We start from the raw sequence: 23,878 nt of genomic DNA, 5'->3' as shown, positions 1-23,878 counted from the left end.
GGTTGGCGGGTCACGGCCCGCGACAGGACCGCGTGAGAAACAAAAGGACGAAAAGGGTAAAGACGATGGCGAAAGCAGCGACCCCCAAGGCGGCGGCCCCCAAAACCGCAGCGGCGAAGGCGGCAAAGGCACCGGCAGCAGCAGTGAAGGCGGCTCCGGCCAAGGCGGCAGCGCCCGCCAGGGCCGCCGCGGCCCGGGCACCGGCAGTGGTTGCCAAGGCAACGGGCGTCGTCGGCAAGGTTCGCCAGGTCATCGGCGCCGTCGTCGACGTGCAGTTCGGCGATCACCTGCCGGCGATCCTGAACGCGCTCGAAACGACCAATGTCGGCAACCGCCTCGTGCTCGAAGTTGCCCAGCATCTCGGTGAAAACACCGTGCGCTGCATCGCCATGGACTCCACCGAAGGTCTGGTGCGCGGCCAGGAAGTGCGCGACACCGGCGCGCCGATCACCGTCCCGGTCGGCCCGGGCATGCTCGGCCGCATCATCAACGTCATCGGCGAGCCGGTCGACGAAGAAGGCCCGGTCGACGCGATCGAAATGCGCTCCATCCATCAGCCGGCTCCGACCTATGTCGAGCAGTCGACGGAAGCGCAGATCCTGATCACCGGCATCAAGGTGCTCGACCTGCTCGCGCCCTACGCCAAGGGCGGCAAGATCGGCCTGTTCGGCGGCGCCGGCGTCGGCAAGACCGTGCTGATCCAGGAACTGATCAACAACATCGCCAAGGCGCATGGCGGCTATTCGGTGTTCGCCGGCGTCGGCGAGCGCACCCGCGAAGGCAACGATCTCTATCACGAGTTCATCGAATCCGGCGTCAACAAGAAGGGCGGCGGCGAAGGCTCCAAGGCCGCACTCGTCTACGGCCAGATGAACGAGCCCCCGGGCGCGCGTGCCCGCGTCGGCCTGACCGGCCTGACGGTTGCGGAATATTTCCGCGACCAGGGCCAGGACGTGCTGTTCTTCGTCGACAACATCTTCCGCTTCACGCAGGCGGGTTCGGAAGTGTCGGCTCTGCTCGGCCGCATCCCGTCGGCCGTCGGCTATCAGCCGACGCTCGCCACCGACATGGGCGCTTTGCAGGAACGCATCACCACCACCACCAAGGGTTCGATCACCTCGGTGCAGGCGATCTACGTGCCCGCCGACGATCTGACCGACCCGGCGCCGGCGACCTCGTTCGCCCACCTCGACGCAACGACGACGCTCAACCGCGCCATCGCCGAAAAGGGCATCTACCCGGCTGTCGATCCGCTGGATTCGACCTCGCGCATGCTCGACCCGCTGGTCGTCGGCGATGAGCACTACGGCGTCGCGCGCCAGGTGCAGTCGATCCTCCAGCGCTACAAGTCGCTGCAGGACATCATCGCCATCCTGGGCATGGACGAGCTTTCGGAAGAGGACAAGCAGACGGTTGCCCGCGCCCGCAAGATCGAGCGCTTCCTGTCGCAGCCCTTCTTCGTCGCCGAAGTGTTCACCGGCGCGCCGGGCAAGCTGGTGGACCTCGCCGACACCATCAAGGGCTTCAAGGGCCTCTGCAACGGTGACTACGATCACCTCCCGGAAGCTGCCTTCTACATGGTCGGCGGCATCGAGGAAGCGGTCGAGAAGGCACAGCGCCTGGCCGCCGAAGCGGCTTAATCAAGGGAATAGGGAGTAGTCAGTAGTCAGTGGTGAATAGCAGCTGGGTGATCGGGGCGGTTGTCCTCTCTCCCTACTCCCTACTCACTATTCCCTACTCACTAAACTGATCATGGCTGAAGCTTTTAAATTCGAACTGGTTTCTCCGGAACGCCTGCTGGTTTCCGCTGAGGTCGAATCCGTCGTCATTCCGGGCGCCGAAGGCGAGATGACCGTCATGGCGCATCACGCCCCGGTCATGACCACGATCAAGCCAGGCGTCGTCACGGTGAAGGCCGTGTCGGGTAGCGAAGAACGCTATGTCGTGTTCGGCGGCTTCGCCGACATCGTTCCGGCCGGCTGTACGCTGCTGGCGGAATCGGCCGTCGCGGTGAAGGATGTCGACCGCGCCGATCTCGCCCGCCGCATCCAGGAAGCTAGGGAAGACGCCGCCGACGCCAAGGACGACCAGGCGCGCAGCAAGGCGGAACAGTTCCTTAGCCAGCTAACCACGCTGGAAGGCGCGATACTTCCGGCCTGAAGTTAGCTTCAGACGATTGAATGAAAAGCGGGGCCTTGCCTCGCTTTTTTGTTGAGACGTCCCTGGTCGCGTGGCGTGAAGATTCGGGTATGCGGAGGTCGGCGGGCGCTGGCCCAGGGATGTCGGCGTTCTGCGTTCCCAGGCTCTAAGTTAATGTCGCGGCACTGGACCCACTTCCTATGCCAAGTGCTGCGAGCGCAAGCTCCACCCCACCTTGCCGCAAGTGCACGAGATGGCTGGCCACCAGTTCCATCAGCGTCTGGCGTCCGGCGTGTTCCCTGGCAAAGCCGGCCAGGTCGAATACCGCCGCCACTGTTTCGTTCGCCGGCAACTGCTGGCTGAAAACTTCCGCCAGCGCCGCATCCAGCGGATCGGTGAAGTGGGCTTCCGGCAAGGTCTTGCCGCGCGCTTCGGACGCGGCGATCCAGGCGGCGATCACCAGCGTCAGGTGCTCGGGCGGTGCGCCGGCTTCGATGCGCTCGATGGCGGACGCGACGATGCGCTGCGGCAATTTCTGGCTGCCGTCATTGGCGATCTGCGCCGTGCGGTGGGCGAGCGCAGTGTTCGAGAAACGCTTGGTAAGTTCTGCCGTATAGCTCGTCGTATCGAGCCCGGCATTTGTGGGCAGCGTCGGAATGGCCTCGGCCCACAGCGCGTCGACAAAAGCCCGTATCGCCGGATCGGCGAAAGCGCGATCGACGGTGGCGTGACCGCTGAGCAGGCCGAGATAGGCAATGGCCGAATGCGAGCCGTTGAGCAGCCTGAGCTTCATGTCCTCGAAGGGCCCGACATCATCGACCATGGTGACGCCGAATTGTTCCCAGGCCGGCCGGCCCTCGGGGAATTTGTCTTCGATCACCCATTGGCAGAACGGCTCGGTCATGACCGGCCAGGCGTCCTCGACGCCGAGTTGGCCAGCGATCCGCGCCCGGTCGGCATCGGTGGTCGCCGGCACGATGCGGTCGACCATGCTTGAGGGAAATGCGACCGCGTCGGCGATGTGGCTGGCGAGCCCTGCATCGCTCTTCATGCCGGGGCCACGCAATTCTGCAAATTCAATCAGCAATCTGTGCAGCGTGGCGCCGTTGGCCGGCAGATTGTCGCAGCACAGCACGGTGAACGGCGGCGTGCCGGCGGCGCGTCGCCGGGCGAGCGCCTCGGCCAGAAAACCATGCGCCGTCTTCGGGGTTTGCAGGTTCGCTAGGTCGTGGACGATGTCGGGATGAGCGGTGTCCAGGCCGCCGCCGGCCGCGCGCAGATACGCCTTTTCCGTGATGGTCAGCGTGACGATGCGGGTCCGTGGATCGGCTAGCGCGGCCAGCACCGCGCCGGGGTCTTCCGGCGCCGCCAGCATCGAGCCGATGGAGCCGACGACGCGGAGCTTTTCCTCGCCGCTGCTCCTGATTGCCAGCGTGTAGAGCCCGTCCTGCGGCGCCAGCGCATCGCGGGTGTCGGCGCTGCGCAGCGAGACGCCTGTTATGCCCCAGCCCGTCTCCCCGGCCGCCAGGCAGTCGTCGACATAGGCGGCCTGATGGGCGCGATGAAAGGCGCCGACGCCGAGATGCACGATGCCCGGGACGACATGACTGCGATCATACGCAGGTCTCGCCACCAAAGCCGGTAATGCCTGTACCGTGCCGCCGGAGAGGCGCTTGGTCATGGTGGTGCGGCTGGTCTGGTTGGACGGCATGAAAATCGCCTCGAGGATGGTCGGCAGGGGGCGTAGCATTCGATTTCTTGCCACACAATGGTTGGAAAAGTCATCATACAACAATCTAATTTTTGTATGTTGACATTATTTCCGACCGACCCTACCGATGGCGGCTCTGGGAGGATCGACGTGGCACTGACCGACGCGGATTTGCTGTTTCCGGCCGAGGCGCGTCCGCGTTCGATCGCGCGCGATCTCTACGCCGGGATCAAGGACCTGCCCATCGTCAGCCCGCACGGCCACACCGATCCGCGCTGGTATGCCCTGAACGAGCCTTTCCCGGACCCGGCCCAGCTGCTCATCGTGCCCGACCACTATATTTTCCGCATGCTCTTCAGCCAGGGCGTGCGGCTTGAGGATCTCGGCGTGCCGGCGCTCGACGGCACGCCTGTCGAGACCGACGGCCGGACGATCTGGCGGCGCTTCGCCGAGAACTATCACCTGTTTCGCGGCACGCCGACCCGGCTATGGTTCGACCATGTGCTCGAGCATCTGTTCGGTATCGACGAGCCGCTGACCGCCGCAACGGCGGACCGTCACTACGATACGATCGCGATGCTGCTGCAGTGGGAGAATTTCCGCCCCCGAGCTCTGTTCGAGCGCTTCAACATCGAGGTGATCGCCACGACCGAAGGCGCGCTCGACGATCTCAAATGGCACAAGATGATCCGCGACAGCGGTTGGGAGGGCCGCGTCGTTACCGCCTACCGGCCGGACGCGATTGTCGATCCGGATTTTGAAGGATTCTCGGCCAATCTCGATCGGCTCGGAGAAATCACCGGCTGCGACACAGGCAGCTGGGCCGGCTACCTCGATGCGCATCGCCAGCGGCGCGCCTTCTTCAAAACCTTCGGCGCCACCTCGTCCGATCACGGCCATCCAACGGCGGAGACCGCCAACCTCTCGGACGCCGCGGCCGAGGAACTGTTCAGCCGCATCCGCCAGGGTTCGCAGGACGAGCGCGTGCGAAAACTGTTTCGCGCCCAGATGCTGACCGAGATGGCCAAGATGAGCCTGGACGATGGGCTGGTCTTGCAGATCCATCCCGGTTCCTGGCGCAATCATTCGCCTTCCATTTTTCAGAAATTCGGCCGCGACAAGGGTTTCGATATCCCGACCCGGACCGATTATGTGACGGCGCTGAAGCCGCTGCTCGACTGCGTCGGGCTGGAGCGCGACCTGACGATCATCCTCTTCACCCTCGACGAGACCAGCTATGCGCGCGAGCTGGCGCCGCTCGCCGGCGTCTACCCGGCGCTCAAGGTCGGGCCTGCCTGGTGGTTCCACGACAGCCCGGAAGGCATGCGCCGCTTCCGCGAGATGACCACCGAGACTGCCGGCTTCTACAACACTGTCGGTTTCAACGACGACACCCGCGCCTTTCCGTCCATCCCCGCCCGTCACGATTTGGCGCGGCGGGTCGATTGCGCGTTTCTCGCGCGTCTCGTCGCCGAGCACCGGCTGCGTGAGGACGAGGCGCATGAGCTGGCCAAGGAGCTTGCCTACACGCTTGCCAAGAAGGCGTACCGGCTCTGAGCCGGGTGCTTTGATTTAAAAAGGGAGGAAGTCATGTTGCATTTTTCGAAATTGACGGCGGCCGCGTTCGCGGTCGGCTCGCTGCTGGTCGGCGTCGCCAACGCCGAAACGGTGCTGCGATCGTCGGATACCCATCCCGATGGTTACCCGACGGTCGAGGCGGTCAAATACATGGGCGACCTAATCAAGCAGCGCACCAACGGCCGCTATTCGGTAGAGGTCTATCATTCGGCGCAGCTCGGCGAGGAGAAGGACACGATCGAGCAGACGCAGACCGGCGTCATCGATCTCAACCGCGTCTCGATGGGACCATTCAACGGCATCGTGCCGGAAACCGCGGTGCCGTCGCTGCCCTACATGTTCCGCTCGGTCGAACATATGCGCCATGTCATGGACGGGCCGGTCGGCGACCAGATCCTGAAAGCATTCGAGGCACATGGCCTGATCGGCCTCGCCTTCTACGATTCCGGCGCGCGCTCCTTCTATAACACCAAGAAGGACATCACCTCGATCGCCGACCTGAAGGGCATGAAATTCCGCGTCATCCAATCCGACGTGTTCGTCGACATGGTCAATGCGCTCGGCGCCAACGCCACGCCTATGGCCTATGGCGAAGTCTACTCGGCCTTGCAGACAGGTGTCATCGACGGCGCCGAGAACAACTGGCCGAGCTTCGAATCCGCCAAGCATTACGAGGTTGCCAAGCACTACACGATGGACGAGCACCAGATCGTTCCGGAGGTGCTGGTGATGTCGAAGGCGAGCTGGGACAAGCTGTCTCCCGAGGATCAGACGATCGTCCGGCAGGCGGCCAAGGACAGCGTCGTCAAGATGCGCGAGCTGTGGGACGCGCAGGAGAAAAAGTCGCGCGGCATCGTCGAAGCCGCGGGCGTAAAGGTCAGCGAGATCGACAAGCAGCCGCTGATCGACGCGATGAAGCCGGTCTACGACAAATATCTGTCGACGCCCGCGCTGAAGGACCTCGCGGCGCGCATCCAGGCAACCAAATAATCCAGTCGCGACGGCGGTGGCGCGATCGTGCGCGCCACCGCCCAGGGGAGGCGCACATGAAATCGTTCTGGCTGGCCACGGAGCGCCTGCTGTCACAGCTTGCAAGGCTTGCACTGTGGGTCAGCGGTGCCGGACTGACCCTGATGACGATAATCATCTTCTGGCAGGTGTTTTCGCGTTATGTCCTGAACCGCTCACCAAGCTGGACCGAGTCCTTCTCGGTGCTTCTGATGGGCTGGTTCATTTTCCTGGGTGCCGCTGTCGGGGTTCGCGAGCGCACGCATCTCGGTTTCGACGTGCTGCTGTATTTCCTGCCGCATGCCGCCAAGGCGGTATTGCGCAGCATTTCGGATATCGTCGTGCTCGCCTTCGGCGCCGGCATGATCGTCTACGGCGTCCAGCTTACCATGCTGACCTGGAACACGGTGATGCCGTCCCTTGCCCTGCCCGGCGGCGTCGGTTTCCTGCCGGTCATCCTGGGTGGCGCGCTTGTCTGCCTGTTTTCACTGGAGCGGCTGGCCGGGCGATTTGCCGGTCTGCCCGTCGACGCCGATCAGTACGCCACGGGCGAGGAGGATCTATAATGGCCCTGACGGTCCTGTTCGGCACCTTCGTCTTCCTGCTGATCATCGGCACGCCGATCGCGTTTTGCCTCGGCGTCGCCAGCTTCGCGACGGTGCTGGTGCTTGGCCTGCCGCCGCTGGTGGTGTTCCAGCGCCTCAACTCCGGCGTCAGCGTGTTTTCGCTGATGGCCATTCCATTCTTCATCTTCGCCGGCGACCTGATGGTGCGCGGCGGCATTGCCGCCCGGCTGGTGGCACTGGCCGGCTCGCTGGTCGGCCACCTGCGTGGCGGGTTGGGCCAGGTCAACATCGCCGCGTCAACCATGTTCGGCGGTATTTCCGGGTCGGCGGTGGCCGACGCCTCGGCGGTCGGCGGACTGATGATCCCGCAGATGAAGGCGCGCGGCTACGGCGTCGATTATGCCGTCAACATCACCTCGGTCGGCGCCATCATCGCGCTGCTGATCCCGCCCTCGCACAACATGATCATCTATTCGATTTCGGCCGGCGGCCGCATTTCGATCGCCGATCTGTTCACGGCCGGCGTGCTACCCGGCCTGCTCCTGGCGCTGTCACTGATGATTACGGCCTATTGGGTCGCCAGCCGCCGCGGCTATCCGACGGAGCCCTTTGCCGGCTTCGGCCGGGCGCTGCAATTGCTTCTCGCCGCCATTCCAGGCCTGATCCTGATCGGCATTATCTTCGGCGGAGTCCGGTCCGGCATTTTCACCGCCACCGAAAGCTCCTGCATTGCCATTGTCTACGCCTTCCTGGTGACGCTTATCATCTACCGTTCGATGAGCTGGAACGACTTCGTCACCGCCACCACCGCTGCGGTGCGCACCACGGCAATGGTGCTGATGATCATTGGCTGCGCCGCGGCTTTTGGCTGGCTGCTCGCCTATCTCAGGGTCCCGGCAGCGCTGGTCGCTTTCCTGCAATCCGTGTCCGACAACAAGCTGGTCATCTTGCTGATGATCAACGTGGTGCTGCTTATCCTCGGCACGTTCATGGACATGTCGCCCTTGATCATCATCACCACGCCGATCTTCCTGCCCGTGGTCATGGCTTACGGCGTCGATCCGGTGCATTTCGGCGTCATCCTGATCCTCAACCTCGGCATCGGCCTGTGCACGCCACCGGTGGGCGCGGTGCTGTTCGTCAGCTGCGCCATCGGCCGGATCCCGATCTGGACGGCGATGCGCTCGATCTGGCCATTCTACGGAGCGGCCTTCGCTGTGTTGATGCTTGTCACCTACATACCGGAAATCTCATTGTGGCTGCCGAGCCTGTTCCACTAGGAGTTTGCCACGTGTCCGCTGCCGCAACCGACCTCCGGGTCGAGAGAAAACCCAAACTGTCGGAGACCGTCGTCGCGGCGATCCGCAGGCAGCTTCAGGCGGGCGAGATCCTGCCCGGCCACAAACTGCCGACCGAAGGCCAGTTGACCGAGACCTTCGGCGTCAGCCGCACCGTCATCCGCGAGGCCTTGGCCAAGCTGGCCGCCGACGGCTTGGTCGAGCCACGCCAGGGGGCCGGCGTCTTCGTCACCGAGCATATCTCGACCATGTTCGGTGCGCTTGCCGCCGACATGGGCAGCAAGGATTCGATCGCGCTCAACGTGCTCGAAGTGCGGCTGGCGATCGAGATCGAATCGGCCGGTCTCGCCGCCAACCGCCGCAACGCCGCACAGGAGGCGGCGATCCAGGAAGCCTTCTTCGAGTTCGAACGGCTGCTGCTCGCCAGCGAGCCGACCGGTCCGGCCGACCTCGCCTTCCATCGCGCCATCGCCAGCGCCACCAACAACCCATTCTATGTCGAAATGCTCGACGTGCTCGGCCGGCGCGCGATTCCCTGCGACGTGACCTCGCCATGGTCGACGGAACTGGTCCAGTCCGACGCATACCAGCGCGGCCTGCAGCGCGAGCATCTGGTGATCCTGAACGCGATCACATCGGGCGACGCCGAGGCCGCGCGCGAGGCGATGCGTATCCACCTTGCTGCCAGCCAGCAGCGCTATCGCGAGCGCCTGCACGCAAGGCAGGTGTTCTATGCCAATTCGGTCATGGCCGCTGCCGGCGAATGACCCATCTCAAATCAGGACAGCCATGAGCCAGAGCGACACCCACTATACGTCCCGCTTCGCCATCGATCCCGTAGCCGCCGCAGCCATGGGAACCGACGAGCTGCGCCACAATTTTCACATTGAAGACCTGTTCCAGCCCGGCCGCATCAGCCTGACCTACACTCATTACGACCGCATGATCGTCGGCGGCGCCATGCCAATGGCGACACCGGTGCCGCTGGCAGCGATCAAGCCGACCGGGACCAAGAACTTCCTCGATCGCCGCGAGCTGATCGCCGTCAACATAGGCGGTGCCGGCAGCGTTAAAGCAGGCGGCCAATCCCACGAATTGCAGGCGCGCGACATGCTCTATCTCGGCATGGGCACGCCGGATGTGTCGTTTGCTTCCACAAGTTCCAGCGAGCCGGCCAAATTCTATCTGCTCAGCGCGCCGGCGCACCAGAGCTGGCCAAGCCGGCTGATCCGCATCGGCGATGCCAAGCGCATCGACCTCGGCAGCAAGGATAGCTGCAATGAGCGCTCGATCTTCCAGTTCATCCATGCCGAGGGCGTAAAGACCTGCCAGCTCGTCGTCGGCATGACGCAGCTTGCGCCGGGCTCGGTGTGGAACACCATGCCTTGCCATGTGCATGACAGGCGCATGGAGGCTTATCTTTATTTCGACCTGCCGGAGACGGCGCGGGTGTTCCATTTCATGGGGGAACCCGATGAAACGCGCCACATCGTCATGCGCAACGACGAGGCGGTGCTGTCGCCGGGCTGGTCGATCCACTCGGGCGCCGGCACCTCCAGTTACGCTTTCATCTGGGCGATGGCCGGCGACAATGTCGACTATACCGATGTCGACCTGGTGGCGATGGACGAGCTGCGATGAGCGACCTCTCCGCCTTCAGCCTGGTCGGCAAGCGCATTCTCGTCACCGGCGCCAACACCGGCATCGGGCAAGGTATTGCACTCTCGATCGCACGCGCCGGCGGCTCGGTGATCGGCGTCGGCCGTTCTTCGATGGATGGCACGGCAGACAAGATCGCCGCGGCGGGCGGGCAATTCGAGGCGGTGAGCGCCGATCTTGCCGACACGGCGGCCGCCGGCCCGTTGCTCGACCGGGTCTGGGACGAGAGCGGTCCGCTCGACGGGCTGGTCAACAATGCCGGGATCATCCGGCGCGCCGATGCCGTCGATCTCTCAGTGGCCGATTGGGACGACGTCATGGACGTCAACCTGAAGACGGTGTTCCTGCTTTGCCAGAGCTTCGCCAGGCGCGTGCTTGCCAACCGCCGCCCGGGCAAGATCGTCAACATCGCCTCGGTATTGAGTTTCCAGGGCGGCATCCGGGTCGCGTCCTACACCGCCTCCAAGCATGGCGTGCTCGGCATCACCCGGCTGCTCGCCTGCGAATGGGCGGCAAAAGGCATCAATATCAATGCCATCGCGCCGGGCTACATCGAGACCAACAATACGCAGGCGCTACGCGCCGATCCCGACCGCAGCACCGCCATCCTGGCGCGCATTCCGGCCGGCCGCTGGGGCGAGCCGGGAGACATCGGCGACGCCGCCGTCTTCCTGCTGGCGCCGGCGTCGAACTACATGCATGGCGCCGTGATGCCGGTGGATGGCGGCTGGTTGGCGCGATAAGGAGATGACGATGGCGGAGCCAAAGATTTTCGCGCATGCCGGCGAGGGTGCCTGGACGCCGACCCCGGACGGCAACAGGCGGCGCGTTCTGCTGCATACCGATGAATTGATGATGGTCGAATTCGGCTTCGACAAGGGTGGCGTCGGTGCGCTGCATTCGCACCCGCATGTCCAGGCAAGTTATGTCGCGGAGGGCCGCTTCGAGGTGACGATCGATGGCCGGACCGAAACCCTCGAGGCCGGCGGCAGCTTCATCGTGGCGTCCAATGTGGTGCATGGCGTCAAGGCGCTGGAGGCGGGGCGGCTGGTCGACAGTTTTACGCCGCACCGGGCCGATTTCCTCGCCTGACGCGGCAGGTCGCCGCGGCCGGTTTCGAGACGGTCAACGGATGTCGTGACGGCGTGGCCGTTTCCAAGAATGAATCGCCCGCGCCTCAGGAGAGGCACGGGCTTGTTGCCTGGGCGCTTGTGGCGCCGCGGTACTCAAAACATCACCGCAGGATGCCGACCCTGCCGCATGATGGTGAACATAAGCTTAACGCACCGCCTGGCCGGCACGATCGGCGACTGCCCTCAGGTGATATGCCGGAGCAGGCTGAAAAGCCGCTCGAACGTCTTCCCATAGGGCGGACGCAACAAGGCGCCCGCGCTCAGCCGGGACTGCAGGAAAACCGGCTTCTCCTTGCTGAAGGTGCGGAATCCCCATTCGCCATGATAGGCGCCCATGCCGCTGGCGCCGACACCTCCGAAGGGCTGGTTCTCCTGCACCAGATGCAGCATGCAGTCATTGATGGTGACACCGCCGGCGACCGTCTCGTGCAGGATGCGTCGACGATTGCCGCTGTTTCGACCGAACCAGTAGAGCGCCAGCGGCCGGTCCGCCTTGTTCACGTGGTCGATCGCCTCGTCTATCCCGGCATATTCGATGATCGGCAGCACCGGGCCGAAAATCTCCTCGCGCATCAGCCGCAGGTTTGGTCCGGCGTTCGTGACCAGGGTCGGCGGCAATTTCCGGCTCGTGGTGCCGAGGTCTTCGCCGGCAAGGTTGATCTCCGTGACATCGGCCCCGGCATCGCGGGCCTCCGCGATCATCTCGCGCAGGCGCTGATAGTGCCGGTCGCTGACGATGGCGGTGTAATCGGGGTTGTCGCGCAGGCTCGGATAGAGCCGCGCCATTGCCGTTGCCAGCTTCGCGGCGACGGTTCCAGCCTGTCCCTTCGGCACCAGCAGATAATCCGGCGCGATGCAGGTTTGCCCGGCATTCAGGAGCTTGCCATAGGCGACGCTGGATATTGCCGCATCGAGGTCGCATGACGGATCGAGGATCGCCGGCGACTTGCCGCCGAGTTCGAGCGTGACGGGTGTCAGGTTGGCGGCCGCGGCGATCGCGACCTGGCGCCCGACCGCGGTCGAGCCGGTGAACAGCAGGTGATCGAAAGGCATCGAGACGAATGTCTTGCCCATCTCGGCATCGCCGGTGACGATGCTGAGCTCGTCCGGCGCGAAATGCTCGCCTGCCAGCTCGGCCAGCAAGGCGGAAAAGGCGGGCGTCAGTTCGGAAGGCTTGACGAGGACGCGATTGCCGGCGGCAAGTGCCGCGGTGACCGGCGCGACAGCGAGCTGAAAAGGGTAATTCCAGGGCGACACGATGCCGACGACACCGAGCGGCTGCGAGACGAGACGGTTCCTGCCCGGCAGGAACGGCATTGAGGTGGCGACACGGCGCTCCCGCATCCAGCCCCTCAGATGCGACAGCGCGTGGCGGATGCCGGCGCGGACGACGAACAGTTCCGCCAGCCGCGTTTCGTGCGCCGAGCGGCCGCCAAAGTCGGCGTCGATCGCCGCGCAGATGTCGGCCTCATGCCGCTCGGTAAGCGCCAGCAGCCGCTTCAAGCGATCCTTTCGCACGCCGATGTCCGGAAAAGGCTGCGCCTCGAAAGCCGCACGCTGCAACTGGAACCGCTCGCCGAGAGCATCCTGTCTGGTCTGCAGCATCGCGCCCTCCCTGGCTTGCCGGGCCAAGCTTACATCGTACAGCGCGGGGGAATCCAGCGGGGGCGCGGGTGTCGCAGGGGAAGGTGCCCAGCCCAGGGGAAATATCGACCTGTCTGCGGCATGACATCACCGATCGCGCAGGTGTGAGGTAGATCGTGATCTTGACCGCAGCGTGCGAGCAGTCTGTTCCTGTTGTGGTCCGATGACAGCTGCGCTACTGCAAGGCCTCACGCGGAGAGTCGTTTTGATCGGTTTCCACATCCTCTCCAATCCACCAAAAATCAAATCCAGCCCGGTGCCCGACTGATGCCGGCACAGGCGGCGAACATCCCGGCCGAGGATCCCAAGCGGCGCGTCCTGAAGGACGTGTTCGGCTTCGATGACTTTCGTCCCGGCCAGGCGCCCGTGATGGAGGCGCTGCTGTCCGGGCGTCATGTGCTGGCCGTGATGCCGACGGGTGCGGGCAAATCGCTTTGCTACCAGGTGCCGGCGCTGGTGTTGGGTGGGCTCACCATCGTGGTTTCGCCGCTGGTGGCGCTGATGCAGGACCAGGTCGCCGCACTGCGCCTTGCCGGCGTTGGCGCCGACACGATCAATTCCTCGCTCGACCGTGAAGCCAATGTCGCCGCCTGGCGCCGCGTTGCCTCGGGCCAGACGCGGCTGCTCTATCTCGCGCCGGAGCGGCTGATGACCGAGCGGATGCTCGAGGCGCTATCGAGGCTCGAGGTCAGCCTGATCGCCGTCGACGAGGCGCATTGCATTTCGCAATGGGGTCCCGCGTTCCGGCGCGAATATGAGGATTTGTCGCGGCTGCGCGGCATCTTTCCCGACGTGCCCATCATCGCGCTGACGGCAACCGCGGATGAGAGTACCCGTACCGACATCGAAGCGCGGTTGTTCGCCGAGCGCGTCGAAACGCTGGTGCTGGGCTTCGACCGGCCGAATATCAAGCTTGGCCTCGCGGCCAAGCAGGACAGCAAGCGGCAATTGCTGGATTTCGTCGAGCGTCACGCCGGCCGCAGCGGCATCGTCTATTGCCTGTCGCGCAAGAAGACCGAGGAAATGGCTGCTTTCCTGGAGCGGAACGGCGTGCGAGCGCTCGCCTATCATGCCGGCATGAGCAAGGACGCGCGTGAAGCCAATCAAAACGCTTTCATGACGCTCTCCGGCGTCGTCATGGTGGCGACCATCGCCTTTGGCATGGGCATCGACAAGCCTGACGTGGCCTACGTCTTCCATACCGATCTGCCGGGCAGCCTGGAGGCCTACTATCAGGAAATCGGCCGTGCCGGCCGCGACGGACGGGAGGCCGAGGCGCATATGCTGTTCGGCCTCGGCGACATCCGCATGCGCAGGCTGTTCATCGACGACGAGGACGCGCCGGCGGAGCACAAAAGGCGCGCGCATCGCCGGCTCGACACGCTGATCGGCTATTGCGAGACGGCGCAGTGCCGCCGCCAGGTGCTGCTCGGTTATTTCGGCGAGGAAGCGCAACCTTGCGGCAATTGCGACAACTGCCTCGACCAGGCACCGCGCGCGGATGGCGGGGCCGAGGCGCGGATCATCCTGGCGGCGATCGCGCAGAGCGGCGAACGCTTCGGCGCCGGCCATGTCATCGACATTCTGCTCGGCCACGAAACCGAGAAGATCCTGGCCTGGGGCCACCAAAGGCTTGCCAGCTTCGGCGGCGGACTGGCGCACAAAAAGGACTTCTGGCTGTCGCTGATCCGGCAGCTTGCCGCTGGCGGCTTCCTGGAGCCGGATCCGGGCGGCCATGGCGGCCTCGCCATCGCGGAAAAGGGCCATGCGCTTGGCCGCGGCGAGATGCCCTTCCACTACCGCATTGAGCTGCGCGGGCGCGCCTCGCGCGGCAAGGTGCGCGCCGCCCAGGACATTGCGCAGGCCGAGAATCTGGACACCGCGCTGCTCGCCACGCTCAAGGCGCTGCGGCTGCGTCTCGCCAAGGAGCGCCAGGTGCCTGCCTATGTAGTGTTCTCAGATCGCACGCTGATCGACATGGCCGAGCGGCGTCCACGCGACCTCGATGCGTTCGCCGAGGTGAATGGCGTCGGGGCGGCGAAGCTGAAGGAGTTCGGGCAGGCTTTTCTGCAGGCGATCGCGGAGCACCAGGCGAATGGGGCGGGCTGAAAATCACCGCCAACGTGCTGCGGCAACAGTCAACTTGCGAGGCAGCATTTCTTGAATTTCTTGCCGCTCCCGCAGGGGCATGGATCGTTGCGGCCGACATCACGCAAGGGGTTCGTGACCGGAGTCATGTTGGTGTACCAATTTCGGTCTAGCCAGGGCGATTGCCGATCTTCCCCGTCAAGCCCGACGCCATCGCCAAAACCGGAGCCGCGGGTCCAGTCCAGCGCCATGAGCACATCGTCGATGTAGCCGAGGTTGGCATAGTGGAACCGGTCGATGTCGTTCGGTCGTTGCTCGGCATCCAGCAGGTCGCGTTCGAAGTGGTGGTGTTCAAGCACGCCTTCCGGCACGCAGCCTTCGTCCCAGGCACTGTCGACCAGCGGAACAAGGTCGCGCAGGGCGAGCAGAGCGATTGCCTCCAGCCAGCCAATCCAGGCGTAATCGCCGTCGTCAGCCAGCTTCTCGTTGTGGAACCGCTCCAGAAACTGCTGTGTCCGGCCACGCTCGATACGGCCGTCCCAGGTCAGAAAGGTCATTGCGCCGAACAGCGCGTCGCGAACAAATTCGTCGACCGAGCGATCGGCGATGATGTCGACTAGGGCGTCGACATTGCCATCGAAAACACCGGCGATAATGGGCGCCAGGGATTCGGTAACGGCGTCGCCAAGCAGGCGATCGATTTCGTCGGCGGGGCGACGCAGCAGGCGCAGCAAGGGTTGGCATGCCTGGCCGTCGTGGGCGCCGCCCAGAATGTACAGGCCTCGGAAGAGTAGCAGCTCTTCGCCTTCCGACAGAGCTTCTCCGTCGGCCGCTCTTGTGAGGACCGCCCGCAGTGCGGGAGCGGATTCTTCTATCCTGACGGTACACTGCCGAATCGCGAGATCCGGTAACCGCCGCTCCGTTGCCACGGCATGAAGGTAGTGTTCTATCGGACCGAGATCGAAGCCCGGCTGGCCGTTGCTAAGAAATTTTTCCTCGTCTTCCTTCTTCATGGCATCCTCGTTCTTTCGCTTATGTCCGAATCTACCGAGACGGTCTGCCTTTGGACAGGCTGTTCGCGGCGGAACGGCAAATTCCGCCCTTGCGATCGTCACATTTGTACGGACATCCCACCGGCGCGGCTTGCCAACTTATGTCCGCTCAACCCCAATAGCGGCGGAAGAGTGGACGTTGCCCGAGGTCGCAGAAAGGCCAACAGCAGAAGTTCCTTGCTATGTTTGATGGGGAGCCCCGTTCGTGCTATCGGAATGCACCCACCTCTTCGCTTCCATTCAGTCCGGGCGAAACATTTATGGCGCGCGTTGCTCGAGTCGATTTGCCGCAACGTTCGGTGCTTAAGCCGCTCTACGCCAACGCGGGCTTCGCTGACGCATTCGCGATCGATCTGCCGAGCAATGCTACGGGCGACGCCGAGCGCCTCGCCGCCCATATCCTTAAGGGTCAGGCGCGGTGGGTTGGCTGGCTAATAGCTCTAAGGGACACCTTGGTTGCGGGGTTTGGTCTTAAGACATCGTCTGAGTTGCGCGATGACGTTGCGAAAGACAGGATCGATTTCTTTCGGGTCTACGATCGGCGTCGTCATGAGATTATTCTTGGCGAGGACGATCGCCATCTCGACTTCCGTTTGTCCGTTTTGGTTGAAGAGTCCGCTTTGTGCCGCCGACTTGTCGCCACAACGGTCGTGACCTTCAATCATTTGGGAGGGCGGGCCTATATCGCCGGAATTGCGCCATTCCATCGGCTGATCGTAAAGTCGTCGTTGCGTCGAGCCGAACGATCGGGCTGGCCACCTGAGCTGTGAGGTCGCGCGCCGCCGGCTGGACCAAATTCGGTACGTGCTGGGTCGCGTGTTGCGCCACAAGAGGCGCGCGTACCTTCCAGCCCAAGCATTTACACAAGGGTACGCTGGCTTTGGGTCAGCCGCACCTCACTTACGCTGAAGCTTCGGAGGGCATCCTGTTTCGGGCACGGCTGCGCTAATCCTGCGAAGCTCGAAGGGCGAAGCAGGATGGCGGAGAGGGAGGGATTCGAACCCCCGATGGGCTTGCACCCATGCCGCATTTCGAGTGCGGTGCATTCGACCACTCTGCCACCTCTCCGCGGTCATGGTCGGCCGTTGCCGGCGCGGCGCACTAGATAACGGCTGAACGGGCAGGTTACAAGGCCAATCCGCGAGTTATTTGGCTTGCCGGACAAGCGGCGGATTCATAGTGGCTCCGGTGCGGCGAGGCGCGGGCGTTGCGGGCCATGCACGCATCCTTGCCTCCAGACGGGGGCACGCGTTCGATCGCGTTGACACGGCGGGTGCTTGTCCGCCGATAACGGTCTCGGCAACTCCCGACAACGGCGCTGCCTGTCGGCGCTGCCTTGACTCGCACCCAACCTTCGGTTAGGGACAGCGCGCAATCGGCGTGGAGGGTTCTTCCGCGCCGCTTGTTTTTTGAACCCGCAGACTGACAAAAAGACGGCCGAACCGCCAGAGGCGGTTCATCGAGGCCGACCGAACAGCGAAAGGCAAAAAATGTTCGCAGTCATCAAAACGGGCGGCAAGCAGTATCGCGTCGCCGCCAACGATCTCCTGAAGATCGAAAAAGTCGAAGCCAATGTCGGCGATATCGTCGAAATCGGCCACGTGCTCGCGCATGGCGAGGGCGAGAATGTCACGTTCGGCGCGCCGTTCGTCGATGGTGCGTTGGTCACCGCCGAAGTCGTCGAGCAGGGCAAGAACCGCACGGTCATCGCTTTCAAGAAGCGCCGCCGCCAGAATTCGCGCCGCAAGATCGGCCATCGCCAGCTTTTGACCACCGTGCGGATCTCCGAGATCCTGCTGGGTGGCGCCAAGCCGACGAAGACGGCAGCGGTCAAGGCGCCGAAGAAGGAAGCCAAGGCAGAGGCCGCGACTGAAGCGAAGGCGGAAGCCGCGCCGAAGAAGGAGCCCAAGGCCAAGGCAGCCGAGACAAACGCAGCCGAGACCGCTGCAGCGCCGCTGTTCAAGGCGCCGAAGGGCGAGCCGGACGACCTGACCGTGATCAAGGGCATCGGCCCGGTCGCAGCCAAGGATCTCAACGAACAGGGCATCATCACCTTCGCGCAGCTCGCCAAGCTGACCGAGAAGGATGTCGCCAAGATCGACGAGCACATGCCGTTCAGCGCCGACCAGATCAAGGACTGGCGCGAGCAGGCCAAGGAACTGGCGAAGAAGTAAGACGACCGGCGCAAAACGTCGCCGGATCGGACTTGAAACGGAACGCGAACGCGTTCATAAGACCATTCAAGCGCCCTTGGGCGCATCGGAGTTAGTTAGATGGCACACAAGAAAGCTGGCGGCTCGTCGCGCAACGGTCGCGACTCGCATTCCAAGCGTCTGGGCGTGAAGAAGTTCGGCGGCGAAGCCGTCATCCCGGGCAACATCATCATTCGTCAACGCGGCACCACCTGGCATCCCGGCGTCAATGTCGGCATGGGCACGGACCATACGCTTTTTGCGCTCGAAGCCGGCGCCGTGACGTTCAACAAAAAAGCCAACGGCCGAACCTTCGTATCGGTCAACCCGATTACCAAAGCCGCGGAGTAGCCGGTTCCGCACTAAAACACCGGCGCCCATCTCGGGAACCGGTGTCTGGCAATGCCAGGAAAAGGATCAGGGGAGATGGGTTTCCATCTCCCCTTTTTCTTGTGCCTGGAGGACTGCAAATGGTTGCCGAAGCGGAAGACAGCGACGACGAAAGTTACGCGATAGACTGCCCGGTGCTGGTCACCGAACGGCTGGTGATGCGGGCGCCCTGCGAAAGCGACATCGCACAGCTGGTCGAGCTGGCCGACAATCGCCATGTCGCCGAAATGCTGGCGCGCATGCCGCACCCCTATGGCGAGGCCGAGGCACGGGCATTCCTCGCCATGACCAAGTCGCGTCGTGCCGGCATCGCCTATGCCTTGACGCTAGCCGGCACCGACACCTTCGTCGGCTGCGCCGGGCTCAACACCACCGACCGCGGGCTGGAACTCGGCTACTGGATCGGCGAGCCTTACTGGAAGCGGGGCTACGCGACGGAAGCCGCCCACGCATTGGTCGACCTCGCCTTCCAGAGGACATCGATCCAGGTGCTGCACGCCTCGACGCGGGTGATCAATCCGGCCTCGCGCCGGGTCATCCACAAATGCGGCTTCCAGTACGCAGGCCAGGGCATGCTGAACTCCATCGTCGCCGGCCAGGTGCCGGTCGAGCGCTACCGGCTCGACAGGAAGACCTGGACCAGCCTGCGGAACTGGGTGCATTTTTGATGGACGACGCTGGTCGAGCCAATGGTCGATGACAGCAGCGATATTGAAACGGTCGCGATCGCGCCGATAACGCCCGAGGACGTTGAAAGCTTTCGACGGGGAATACCGCGATACGATCATGATGGCGATCGTCGAACGCGAAAACGCAGCCGGATGAAGAACCATCAGCCCAGTTCGACCCATACGGGGAGATGGTCTGAGCCGGCCGCTTGCCGGTCGACCCACAGGCGCTTCAGCGACCGGGCAAGCGAGGCGCTGGTGAAGATGTAGTCGATGCGCTTGTGGCGGCTGGCGTCGGCGGGTTGTCTGGGGTCTACCCAGCTGACGAGATCGTCGCCGGTGATATCGAGGCGGACGGCGGCGTCGACTGCGAAATCGGCGGTCAGCGGCATGCCGAATTCGTGGTCCGGCCGGCCGGCGAGTTCGACATATTCGGGCGAGCCGGCCAGCATGTTGAAATCACCCATGGCGACAAAGGCTTCCGGGTGCGGCAGTTCCGGCAGTCCGATCTCGGCGACACCGGACAATGCGCCGCCTTCGAGCGCATAGTTCAACAGGCGCCGGCGCAGAAACTGGATCTGGCTGGCGCGTTCGACCGGGCTGCGGTGATCGAGATGGATGGAATAGAAACGAATGAAACCAAGCGGCGTCTCGATCAGCGCTTCCAGCGCGCCGCGCTGGAAGTTCATCATTTCGAAGCTGCGGCTGCGCGGCAAAAGCAGGTTGCGCGATAGATGAATGGGCGTCTTCGACAGCACCATGTTGCCGAGCTGGAAGGTCGTGGTCATGGCGCGGCCATTCTCGACGCGCGAGCCGATATTGGCCTCGAAATTGCTGCCATAGACGGCGAAATAGTCGGGCAGCGCCTCGCCGATCTCGGCGACCATGTCGCGCCCGCCGTTCCTCGGATTGTTGCGGGTGACCTCTTGCAGCGCGATCACATCGGCGCCGCGCACGGCATCGGCGATGCGGCCGACATCGTACTGTCCATCGAGACCGACGCCGTACTGGATATTGTAAGTTACAAGCTGCATGCCGACATCTCTCCGGCCAATCCCGCGCGGCCGTTGTCACAAAACGGGCCTCGCCCTTGGCCGCGCCTTGGTTTAGAGCAAGGCCAAGGGTTAAGAGCAATCCCGCAAAACCAATAAAGAAACCGCCAGTCCGATGAAATTTCTCGATCAAGCCAAGGTTTATGTCCGCTCCGGTGACGGGGGCGCAGGTTCCGTGTCGTTCCGGCGCGAGAAGTTCATCGAATTCGGCGGACCGGACGGCGGCGATGGCGGCCGCGGCGGCGATGTCTGGCTGGAAGCGGTCGACGGGCTGAACACGCTGATCGACTATCGCTACCAGCAGCATTTCAAGGCCAAGACCGGGGTCCATGGCATGGGCCGCAACATGACCGGCGCCAAGGGCGCCGACGTGACGCTGAAGGTGCCGGCCGGGACCCAGGTTTTCGAAGAGGACAACGAGACGCTGATCTGCGACCTGACCGTGGTCGGCCAGCGGTTTCTGCTCGCCAAGGGCGGCAATGGCGGCTTCGGCAACCAGCACTTCAAGACTTCGACCAACCAGGCGCCCCGCCGCGCCAATCCCGGCCTGCCGGGCGAGGAGCTCAACATCTGGCTGCGGCTGAAGCTGATCGCCGATGCCGGGCTGGTCGGGCTGCCCAACGCCGGCAAATCGACATTCCTTGCCGCGGTCACCGCGGCCAAGCCGAAGATCGCCGACTATCCGTTCACGACGCTGCATCCAGGTCTTGGCGTCGCGCGCATCGATGCGCGCGAATTCGTCATCGCCGATATTCCGGGCCTGATCGAAGGCGCGCATGAGGGCGTCGGCATCGGCGACCGCTTCCTCGGCCATGTCGAGCGCACGCGCGTGCTGCTGCACCTGGTTTCGGCGCAAGAGGAAAACCCCGGGAAGGCCTACAAGACCGTGCGCGGCGAGCTCGAGGCCTATGGCCACGGCCTGACCGACAAGGCCGAGATCCTGGCGCTCAGCCAGATCGATACGCTCGACGCCGAAGAGCGCAAGAAGAAGGTGGCCTCGCTGAAGCGCGCCGCCGGCCGCGCCCCGCTGCTGTTGTCGGCGGTCACCGGCGAAGGTGTAGAGGCGGTGCTGCGGGCCTTGATGGCGGTAATCGCCGAGGCCCGCGCGCAGATCGCCGCCCCGGTCGAGACGCGCTGGGAAAAATAGGCCATGCAGTCGCTGAAGAATTACCGGCGCATCACCGTCAAGATCGGCTCGGCACTGCTTGTCGACCGTGCGACCGGCTTGAAGCGCGACTGGTTGGCCTCGCTCGCGGACGACATTGCCGTGCTTGCCAATGGCGGTGCCGAAATCCTCGTCGTCTCGTCTGGCGCCATTGCGCTTGGCCGCACGATTTTGAGCCTCGGCAAACGCGCCTTGAAGCTCGAGGAAAGCCAGGCGGCGGCCGCCGTTGGCCAGATCGCGCTTGCCGGCGCCTGGTCGGATGCGCTCGGCAGGGGAAGCCTGAAATCGGGCCAGATTCTGCTGACGCTCGGCGACACCGAAGAGCGCCGCCGCTATCTCAATGCACGGGCGACGATCTCGACGCTCTTGAAGATGAAGGCGGTGCCGGTCATCAACGAGAACGACACGGTGGCCACGTCCGAAATCCGCTATGGCGACAATGACCGGCTGGCCGCGCGCGTGGCGACGATGATGGGCGCCGACCTGCTGGTGCTGCTGTCCGACATCGATGGGCTCTATACCGCGCCGCCGGCGCGGGATCCCCAGGCAGAGTTCATTCCGGTGGTCGATCGTATCACTCCGGATATCGAGGCGATGGCGGGGGCGGCGGCTTCCGAATTGTCGCGCGGCGGCATGCGGACGAAGCTCGATGCCGGCAAGATCGCCACCGCCGCCGGCACGGCGATGATCATCACGTCCGGTACGCGGCTGTCGCCGCTGATGGCGATCGAACGCGGCGAGCGTGCCACCTTCTTCCGGCCGAGCGCCAATCCGGTCAAGGGCTACAAGACCTGGATCGCCGGCCAGCTCGAACCGGCCGGCCGGCTGACGGTCGATGCAGGCGCCATCGGCGCGCTGCTGTCGGGCAAGTCGCTGCTGCCGGCCGGCGTCAAGCTGGTCAGCGGCAATTTCTCGCGCGGCGACACGGTGGCGATCCTGTCGCCCGAGGGCCGCGAGATCGCGCGCGGACTGGTTGCTTATGATGCCGCCGATGCCGTAAGGATCGCTGGCCTGAAAACGGCCGAGATCGAAACCGTGCTCGGCTACGAGGCGCGTTCGGCGATGATCCATCGTGACGACCTTGTGGTGAGTCATACCAGCGACCAAGTGCGGGCCAATGACCAAGTGCGGGCCAATGACCAAGTACGGGGCAGCGACCAGGTAGAGGCCGGTGACCAGATGCCGGCTGTCGACCACGTAACCGGCGGAGGATGAGCCATGCTGAAGCTGCATGAAAAATCCCGGGATGACACTGTGGCGCTGATGGCCGGCATCGGCCGCCGCGCCCGTGCCGCCGCCCGGCCGCTGGCGATCGCCACGACCACGTCCAAGAACAGCGCCCTGGCCGCCATGGCAGATGCCATCATGCGCCGCCAGCAGGAGATACTCGACGCCAACGCCATCGACATGTCGAACGGCCAGGAATCGGGCCTCTCGGCCTCTTCCATGGACCGGCTGAAGCTGACGCCGGCGCGCATCCGCGCCATGGCCGACGGCATCCGGGAAATCGCCGGGCTCAGCGATCCCGTCGGCGACGTCATCGCCGCATGGGAGCGGCCGAACGGCCTGCATATCGAGCGCGTGCGCACGCCGCTCGGCGTCGTCGGCGTCATCTACGAAAGCCGGCCGAACGTGACGGCCGACGCCGGCGCGCTCTGCCTCAAGGCGGGCAATCCGGTGATCCTGCGCGGCGGCTCGGATTCGCTCAATTCGTCGGCCGCCATCCATGCCTGCCTGGTCGAGGGCCTGAAGGCCGCCGGCCTGCTGGAAGACGCCATCCAACTGGTGCCGACCGCCGACCGCGCCGCTGTCGGCGAGATGCTCAAGGGGCTCGACGGCACACTCGACGTCATCATCCCGCGCGGCGGCAAAAGCCTTGTCGGACGGGTGCAGAGCGAAGCGCGCGTGCCGGTCTTCGCCCATCTCGAAGGCATCTGCCACCTCTACATCGACCGTTCCGCCCAGCTCGACATGGCGATAAGGATCGCCGTCAACGCCAAGATGCGGCGTACCGGCGTCTGCGGCGCCGCCGAGACGCTGCTGGTCGATCGTGCCGTGGCGTCCACCCATCTGGTGCCTATCCTCGACGCTTTGCGTGCCGCAGGCTGCGAGATCCATGCCGACGCCGAAGTGCTGAAGCTGTTTTTCGACGCCAAGCCGGCAACAGACGCCGACTGGGTGACCGAATATCTCGACGCCATAATCGCGGTGAAGCTGGTCGACGGTGTCAGTGGTGCGATCGAGCATATCGAAACCTTCTCCTCGCATCACACCGAGGGGATCGTCGCCGAGGATCCGAAGGCCGTCGAACGGTTCTTCAACGAGATCGATTCGGCGATCCTGCTGCACAACGCCTCGACACAGTTCGCCGATGGCGGCGAATTCGGCATGGGCGCCGAGATCGGCATCGCCACCGGCAAGATGCACGCGCGCGGCCCGGTCGGCGTCGAGCAGCTGACCTCCTTCAAATACCGCGTACGCGGGTCGGGACAGGTGAGGCCTTGACGCTTTTTGTCCTAAGGGCTTGAAGCTTGC

At 64.1% G+C, this 23,878-nt stretch carries 22 protein-coding genes and 1 tRNA gene; 18 read left to right on the top strand and 5 right to left on the bottom strand.

Annotated elements, in window-relative coordinates:
• Positions 1-65: 65 nt before the first annotated feature.
• Together atpD and NKI49_RS12420 are read left to right on the top strand one after the other, a co-directional pair.
• On the top strand, positions 66-1,640 hold the full coding sequence (gene atpD, locus NKI49_RS12425; RefSeq protein WP_352605999.1) for a F0F1 ATP synthase subunit beta: 1,575 nt from the start codon (positions 66-68) through the stop codon (positions 1,638-1,640).
• Between the two features lie 112 nt (positions 1,641-1,752).
• Entirely contained in the window at positions 1,753-2,160 is a 408-nt protein-coding gene (locus tag NKI49_RS12420) for a F0F1 ATP synthase subunit epsilon (protein WP_352605997.1), read from the top strand.
• Positions 2,161-2,305: 145 nt separating this feature from the next.
• On the opposite strand, the gene NKI49_RS12415 is transcribed toward NKI49_RS12420, so the two are convergent.
• Positions 2,306-3,850: a mannitol dehydrogenase family protein gene (locus NKI49_RS12415; RefSeq protein ID WP_502899587.1), complete on the bottom strand. Its 1,545-nt coding sequence runs from the start codon at positions 3,848-3,850 to the stop codon at positions 2,306-2,308.
• 96 nt (positions 3,851-3,946) lie between these two features.
• Here NKI49_RS12415 and uxaC point away from each other — a divergent pair, with 96 nt between their 5' ends.
• Genes uxaC through NKI49_RS12375 form a run of 8 tightly spaced genes read left to right on the top strand, consistent with a single transcriptional unit; the run spans position 3,947 to position 11,051 of the window.
• The gene (gene uxaC, locus NKI49_RS12410; RefSeq protein WP_352605995.1) at positions 3,947-5,407 is read left to right on the top strand and encodes a glucuronate isomerase; all 1,461 of its coding nucleotides are present in this window, start codon (positions 3,947-3,949) and stop codon (positions 5,405-5,407) included.
• Positions 5,408-5,440: 33 nt separating this feature from the next.
• On the top strand, positions 5,441-6,418 hold the full coding sequence (locus tag NKI49_RS12405) for a TRAP transporter substrate-binding protein (RefSeq protein WP_352605993.1): 978 nt from the start codon (positions 5,441-5,443) through the stop codon (positions 6,416-6,418).
• Positions 6,419-6,474: 56 nt separating this feature from the next.
• Entirely contained in the window at positions 6,475-7,002 is a 528-nt protein-coding gene (locus NKI49_RS12400) for a TRAP transporter small permease (RefSeq protein ID WP_352605990.1), read from the top strand.
• A complete protein-coding gene (locus tag NKI49_RS12395; RefSeq protein WP_352605988.1) occupies positions 7,002-8,282 on the top strand; it encodes a TRAP transporter large permease in 1,281 nt (426 codons plus the stop codon). Before NKI49_RS12400 ends, NKI49_RS12395 begins: the two co-directional genes overlap by 1 nt.
• 11 nt (positions 8,283-8,293) lie before the next feature.
• Positions 8,294-9,067, top strand: a complete 774-nt coding sequence (locus NKI49_RS12390) for a FadR/GntR family transcriptional regulator (RefSeq protein ID WP_352605986.1) — start codon at positions 8,294-8,296, stop codon at positions 9,065-9,067.
• 22 nt (positions 9,068-9,089) lie between these two features.
• On the top strand, positions 9,090-9,941 hold the full coding sequence (gene kduI, locus NKI49_RS12385) for a 5-dehydro-4-deoxy-D-glucuronate isomerase (RefSeq protein ID WP_352605985.1): 852 nt from the start codon (positions 9,090-9,092) through the stop codon (positions 9,939-9,941).
• The gene (gene kduD, locus NKI49_RS12380) at positions 9,938-10,702 is read left to right on the top strand and encodes a 2-dehydro-3-deoxy-D-gluconate 5-dehydrogenase KduD (RefSeq protein WP_352605983.1); all 765 of its coding nucleotides are present in this window, start codon (positions 9,938-9,940) and stop codon (positions 10,700-10,702) included. The genes kduI and kduD overlap by 4 nt, the downstream gene beginning before the upstream one ends.
• 10 nt (positions 10,703-10,712) lie before the next feature.
• Positions 10,713-11,051, top strand: a complete 339-nt coding sequence (locus NKI49_RS12375) for a cupin domain-containing protein (protein ID WP_352605981.1) — start codon at positions 10,713-10,715, stop codon at positions 11,049-11,051.
• 224 nt (positions 11,052-11,275) lie between these two features.
• Here NKI49_RS12375 and NKI49_RS12370 read toward each other — a convergent pair whose 3' ends face one another.
• Positions 11,276-12,697 (bottom strand): coniferyl aldehyde dehydrogenase, encoded by a 1,422-nt coding sequence (locus NKI49_RS12370; protein WP_352605979.1) that lies wholly within the window; start codon positions 12,695-12,697, stop codon positions 11,276-11,278.
• Positions 12,698-13,003: 306 nt separating this feature from the next.
• Between NKI49_RS12370 and recQ the strand changes: the two genes are divergently transcribed.
• Positions 13,004-14,845, top strand: a complete 1,842-nt coding sequence (gene recQ, locus NKI49_RS12365; RefSeq protein ID WP_352605977.1) for a DNA helicase RecQ — start codon at positions 13,004-13,006, stop codon at positions 14,843-14,845.
• A 29-nt stretch (positions 14,846-14,874) separates the two neighbouring features.
• Here recQ and NKI49_RS12360 read toward each other — a convergent pair whose 3' ends face one another.
• A complete protein-coding gene (locus NKI49_RS12360; RefSeq protein WP_352605975.1) occupies positions 14,875-15,837 on the bottom strand; it encodes a DUF1186 domain-containing protein in 963 nt (320 codons plus the stop codon).
• Between the two features lie 299 nt (positions 15,838-16,136).
• On the opposite strand from NKI49_RS12360, the gene NKI49_RS12355 reads away from it, so the two are divergent.
• Positions 16,137-16,646 carry a DUF2867 domain-containing protein gene (locus NKI49_RS12355; protein ID WP_352605973.1) on the top strand — a complete coding sequence of 170 codons (510 nt, stop codon included), beginning with the start codon at positions 16,137-16,139 and terminating at the stop codon, positions 16,644-16,646.
• 208 nt (positions 16,647-16,854) lie between these two features.
• Here NKI49_RS12355 and NKI49_RS12350 read toward each other — a convergent pair.
• A tRNA-Ser gene (locus NKI49_RS12350) sits at positions 16,855-16,944 on the bottom strand.
• Between the two features lie 422 nt (positions 16,945-17,366).
• Between NKI49_RS12350 and NKI49_RS12345 the strand changes: the two genes are divergently transcribed.
• From NKI49_RS12345 to NKI49_RS12335, 3 genes are all read left to right on the top strand, one after another.
• A complete protein-coding gene (locus tag NKI49_RS12345; protein WP_352605971.1) occupies positions 17,367-18,050 on the top strand; it encodes a 50S ribosomal protein L21 in 684 nt (227 codons plus the stop codon).
• A gap of 99 nt (positions 18,051-18,149) precedes the next feature.
• On the top strand, positions 18,150-18,419 hold the full coding sequence (gene rpmA, locus NKI49_RS12340) for a 50S ribosomal protein L27 (protein ID WP_027027342.1): 270 nt from the start codon (positions 18,150-18,152) through the stop codon (positions 18,417-18,419).
• 119 nt (positions 18,420-18,538) lie between these two features.
• Positions 18,539-19,126, top strand: a complete 588-nt coding sequence (locus NKI49_RS12335) for a GNAT family N-acetyltransferase (RefSeq protein ID WP_027027341.1) — start codon at positions 18,539-18,541, stop codon at positions 19,124-19,126.
• Positions 19,127-19,290: 164 nt separating this feature from the next.
• Here the strand turns inward: NKI49_RS12335 and NKI49_RS12330 are convergent, their stop codons facing one another.
• The gene (locus NKI49_RS12330; protein WP_352605963.1) at positions 19,291-20,160 is read right to left on the bottom strand and encodes an endonuclease/exonuclease/phosphatase family protein; all 870 of its coding nucleotides are present in this window, start codon (positions 20,158-20,160) and stop codon (positions 19,291-19,293) included.
• A 133-nt stretch (positions 20,161-20,293) separates the two neighbouring features.
• On the opposite strand from NKI49_RS12330, the gene obgE reads away from it, so the two are divergent.
• The 3 genes from obgE to NKI49_RS12315 are packed head-to-tail and all read left to right on the top strand — an operon-like array spanning position 20,294 to position 23,848.
• Positions 20,294-21,325: a GTPase ObgE gene (obgE, locus tag NKI49_RS12325; RefSeq protein ID WP_027027338.1), complete on the top strand. Its 1,032-nt coding sequence runs from the start codon at positions 20,294-20,296 to the stop codon at positions 21,323-21,325.
• A 3-nt stretch (positions 21,326-21,328) separates the two neighbouring features.
• Entirely contained in the window at positions 21,329-22,558 is a 1,230-nt protein-coding gene (gene proB, locus NKI49_RS12320; RefSeq protein WP_352605960.1) for a glutamate 5-kinase, read from the top strand.
• 3 nt (positions 22,559-22,561) lie between these two features.
• Positions 22,562-23,848 (top strand): glutamate-5-semialdehyde dehydrogenase, encoded by a 1,287-nt coding sequence (locus tag NKI49_RS12315; protein WP_352600508.1) that lies wholly within the window; start codon positions 22,562-22,564, stop codon positions 23,846-23,848.
• Positions 23,849-23,878 lie beyond the last annotated feature (30 nt).

Origin of the sequence: Mesorhizobium sp. M0587 (genome assembly GCF_040320945.1) — a bacterium.
Taxonomy (GTDB): domain Bacteria; phylum Pseudomonadota; class Alphaproteobacteria; order Rhizobiales; family Rhizobiaceae; genus Mesorhizobium.
The sequence above is the reverse complement of the archived record's forward strand: the minus strand, read 5'-3'. Positions and strand labels throughout refer to the sequence as shown.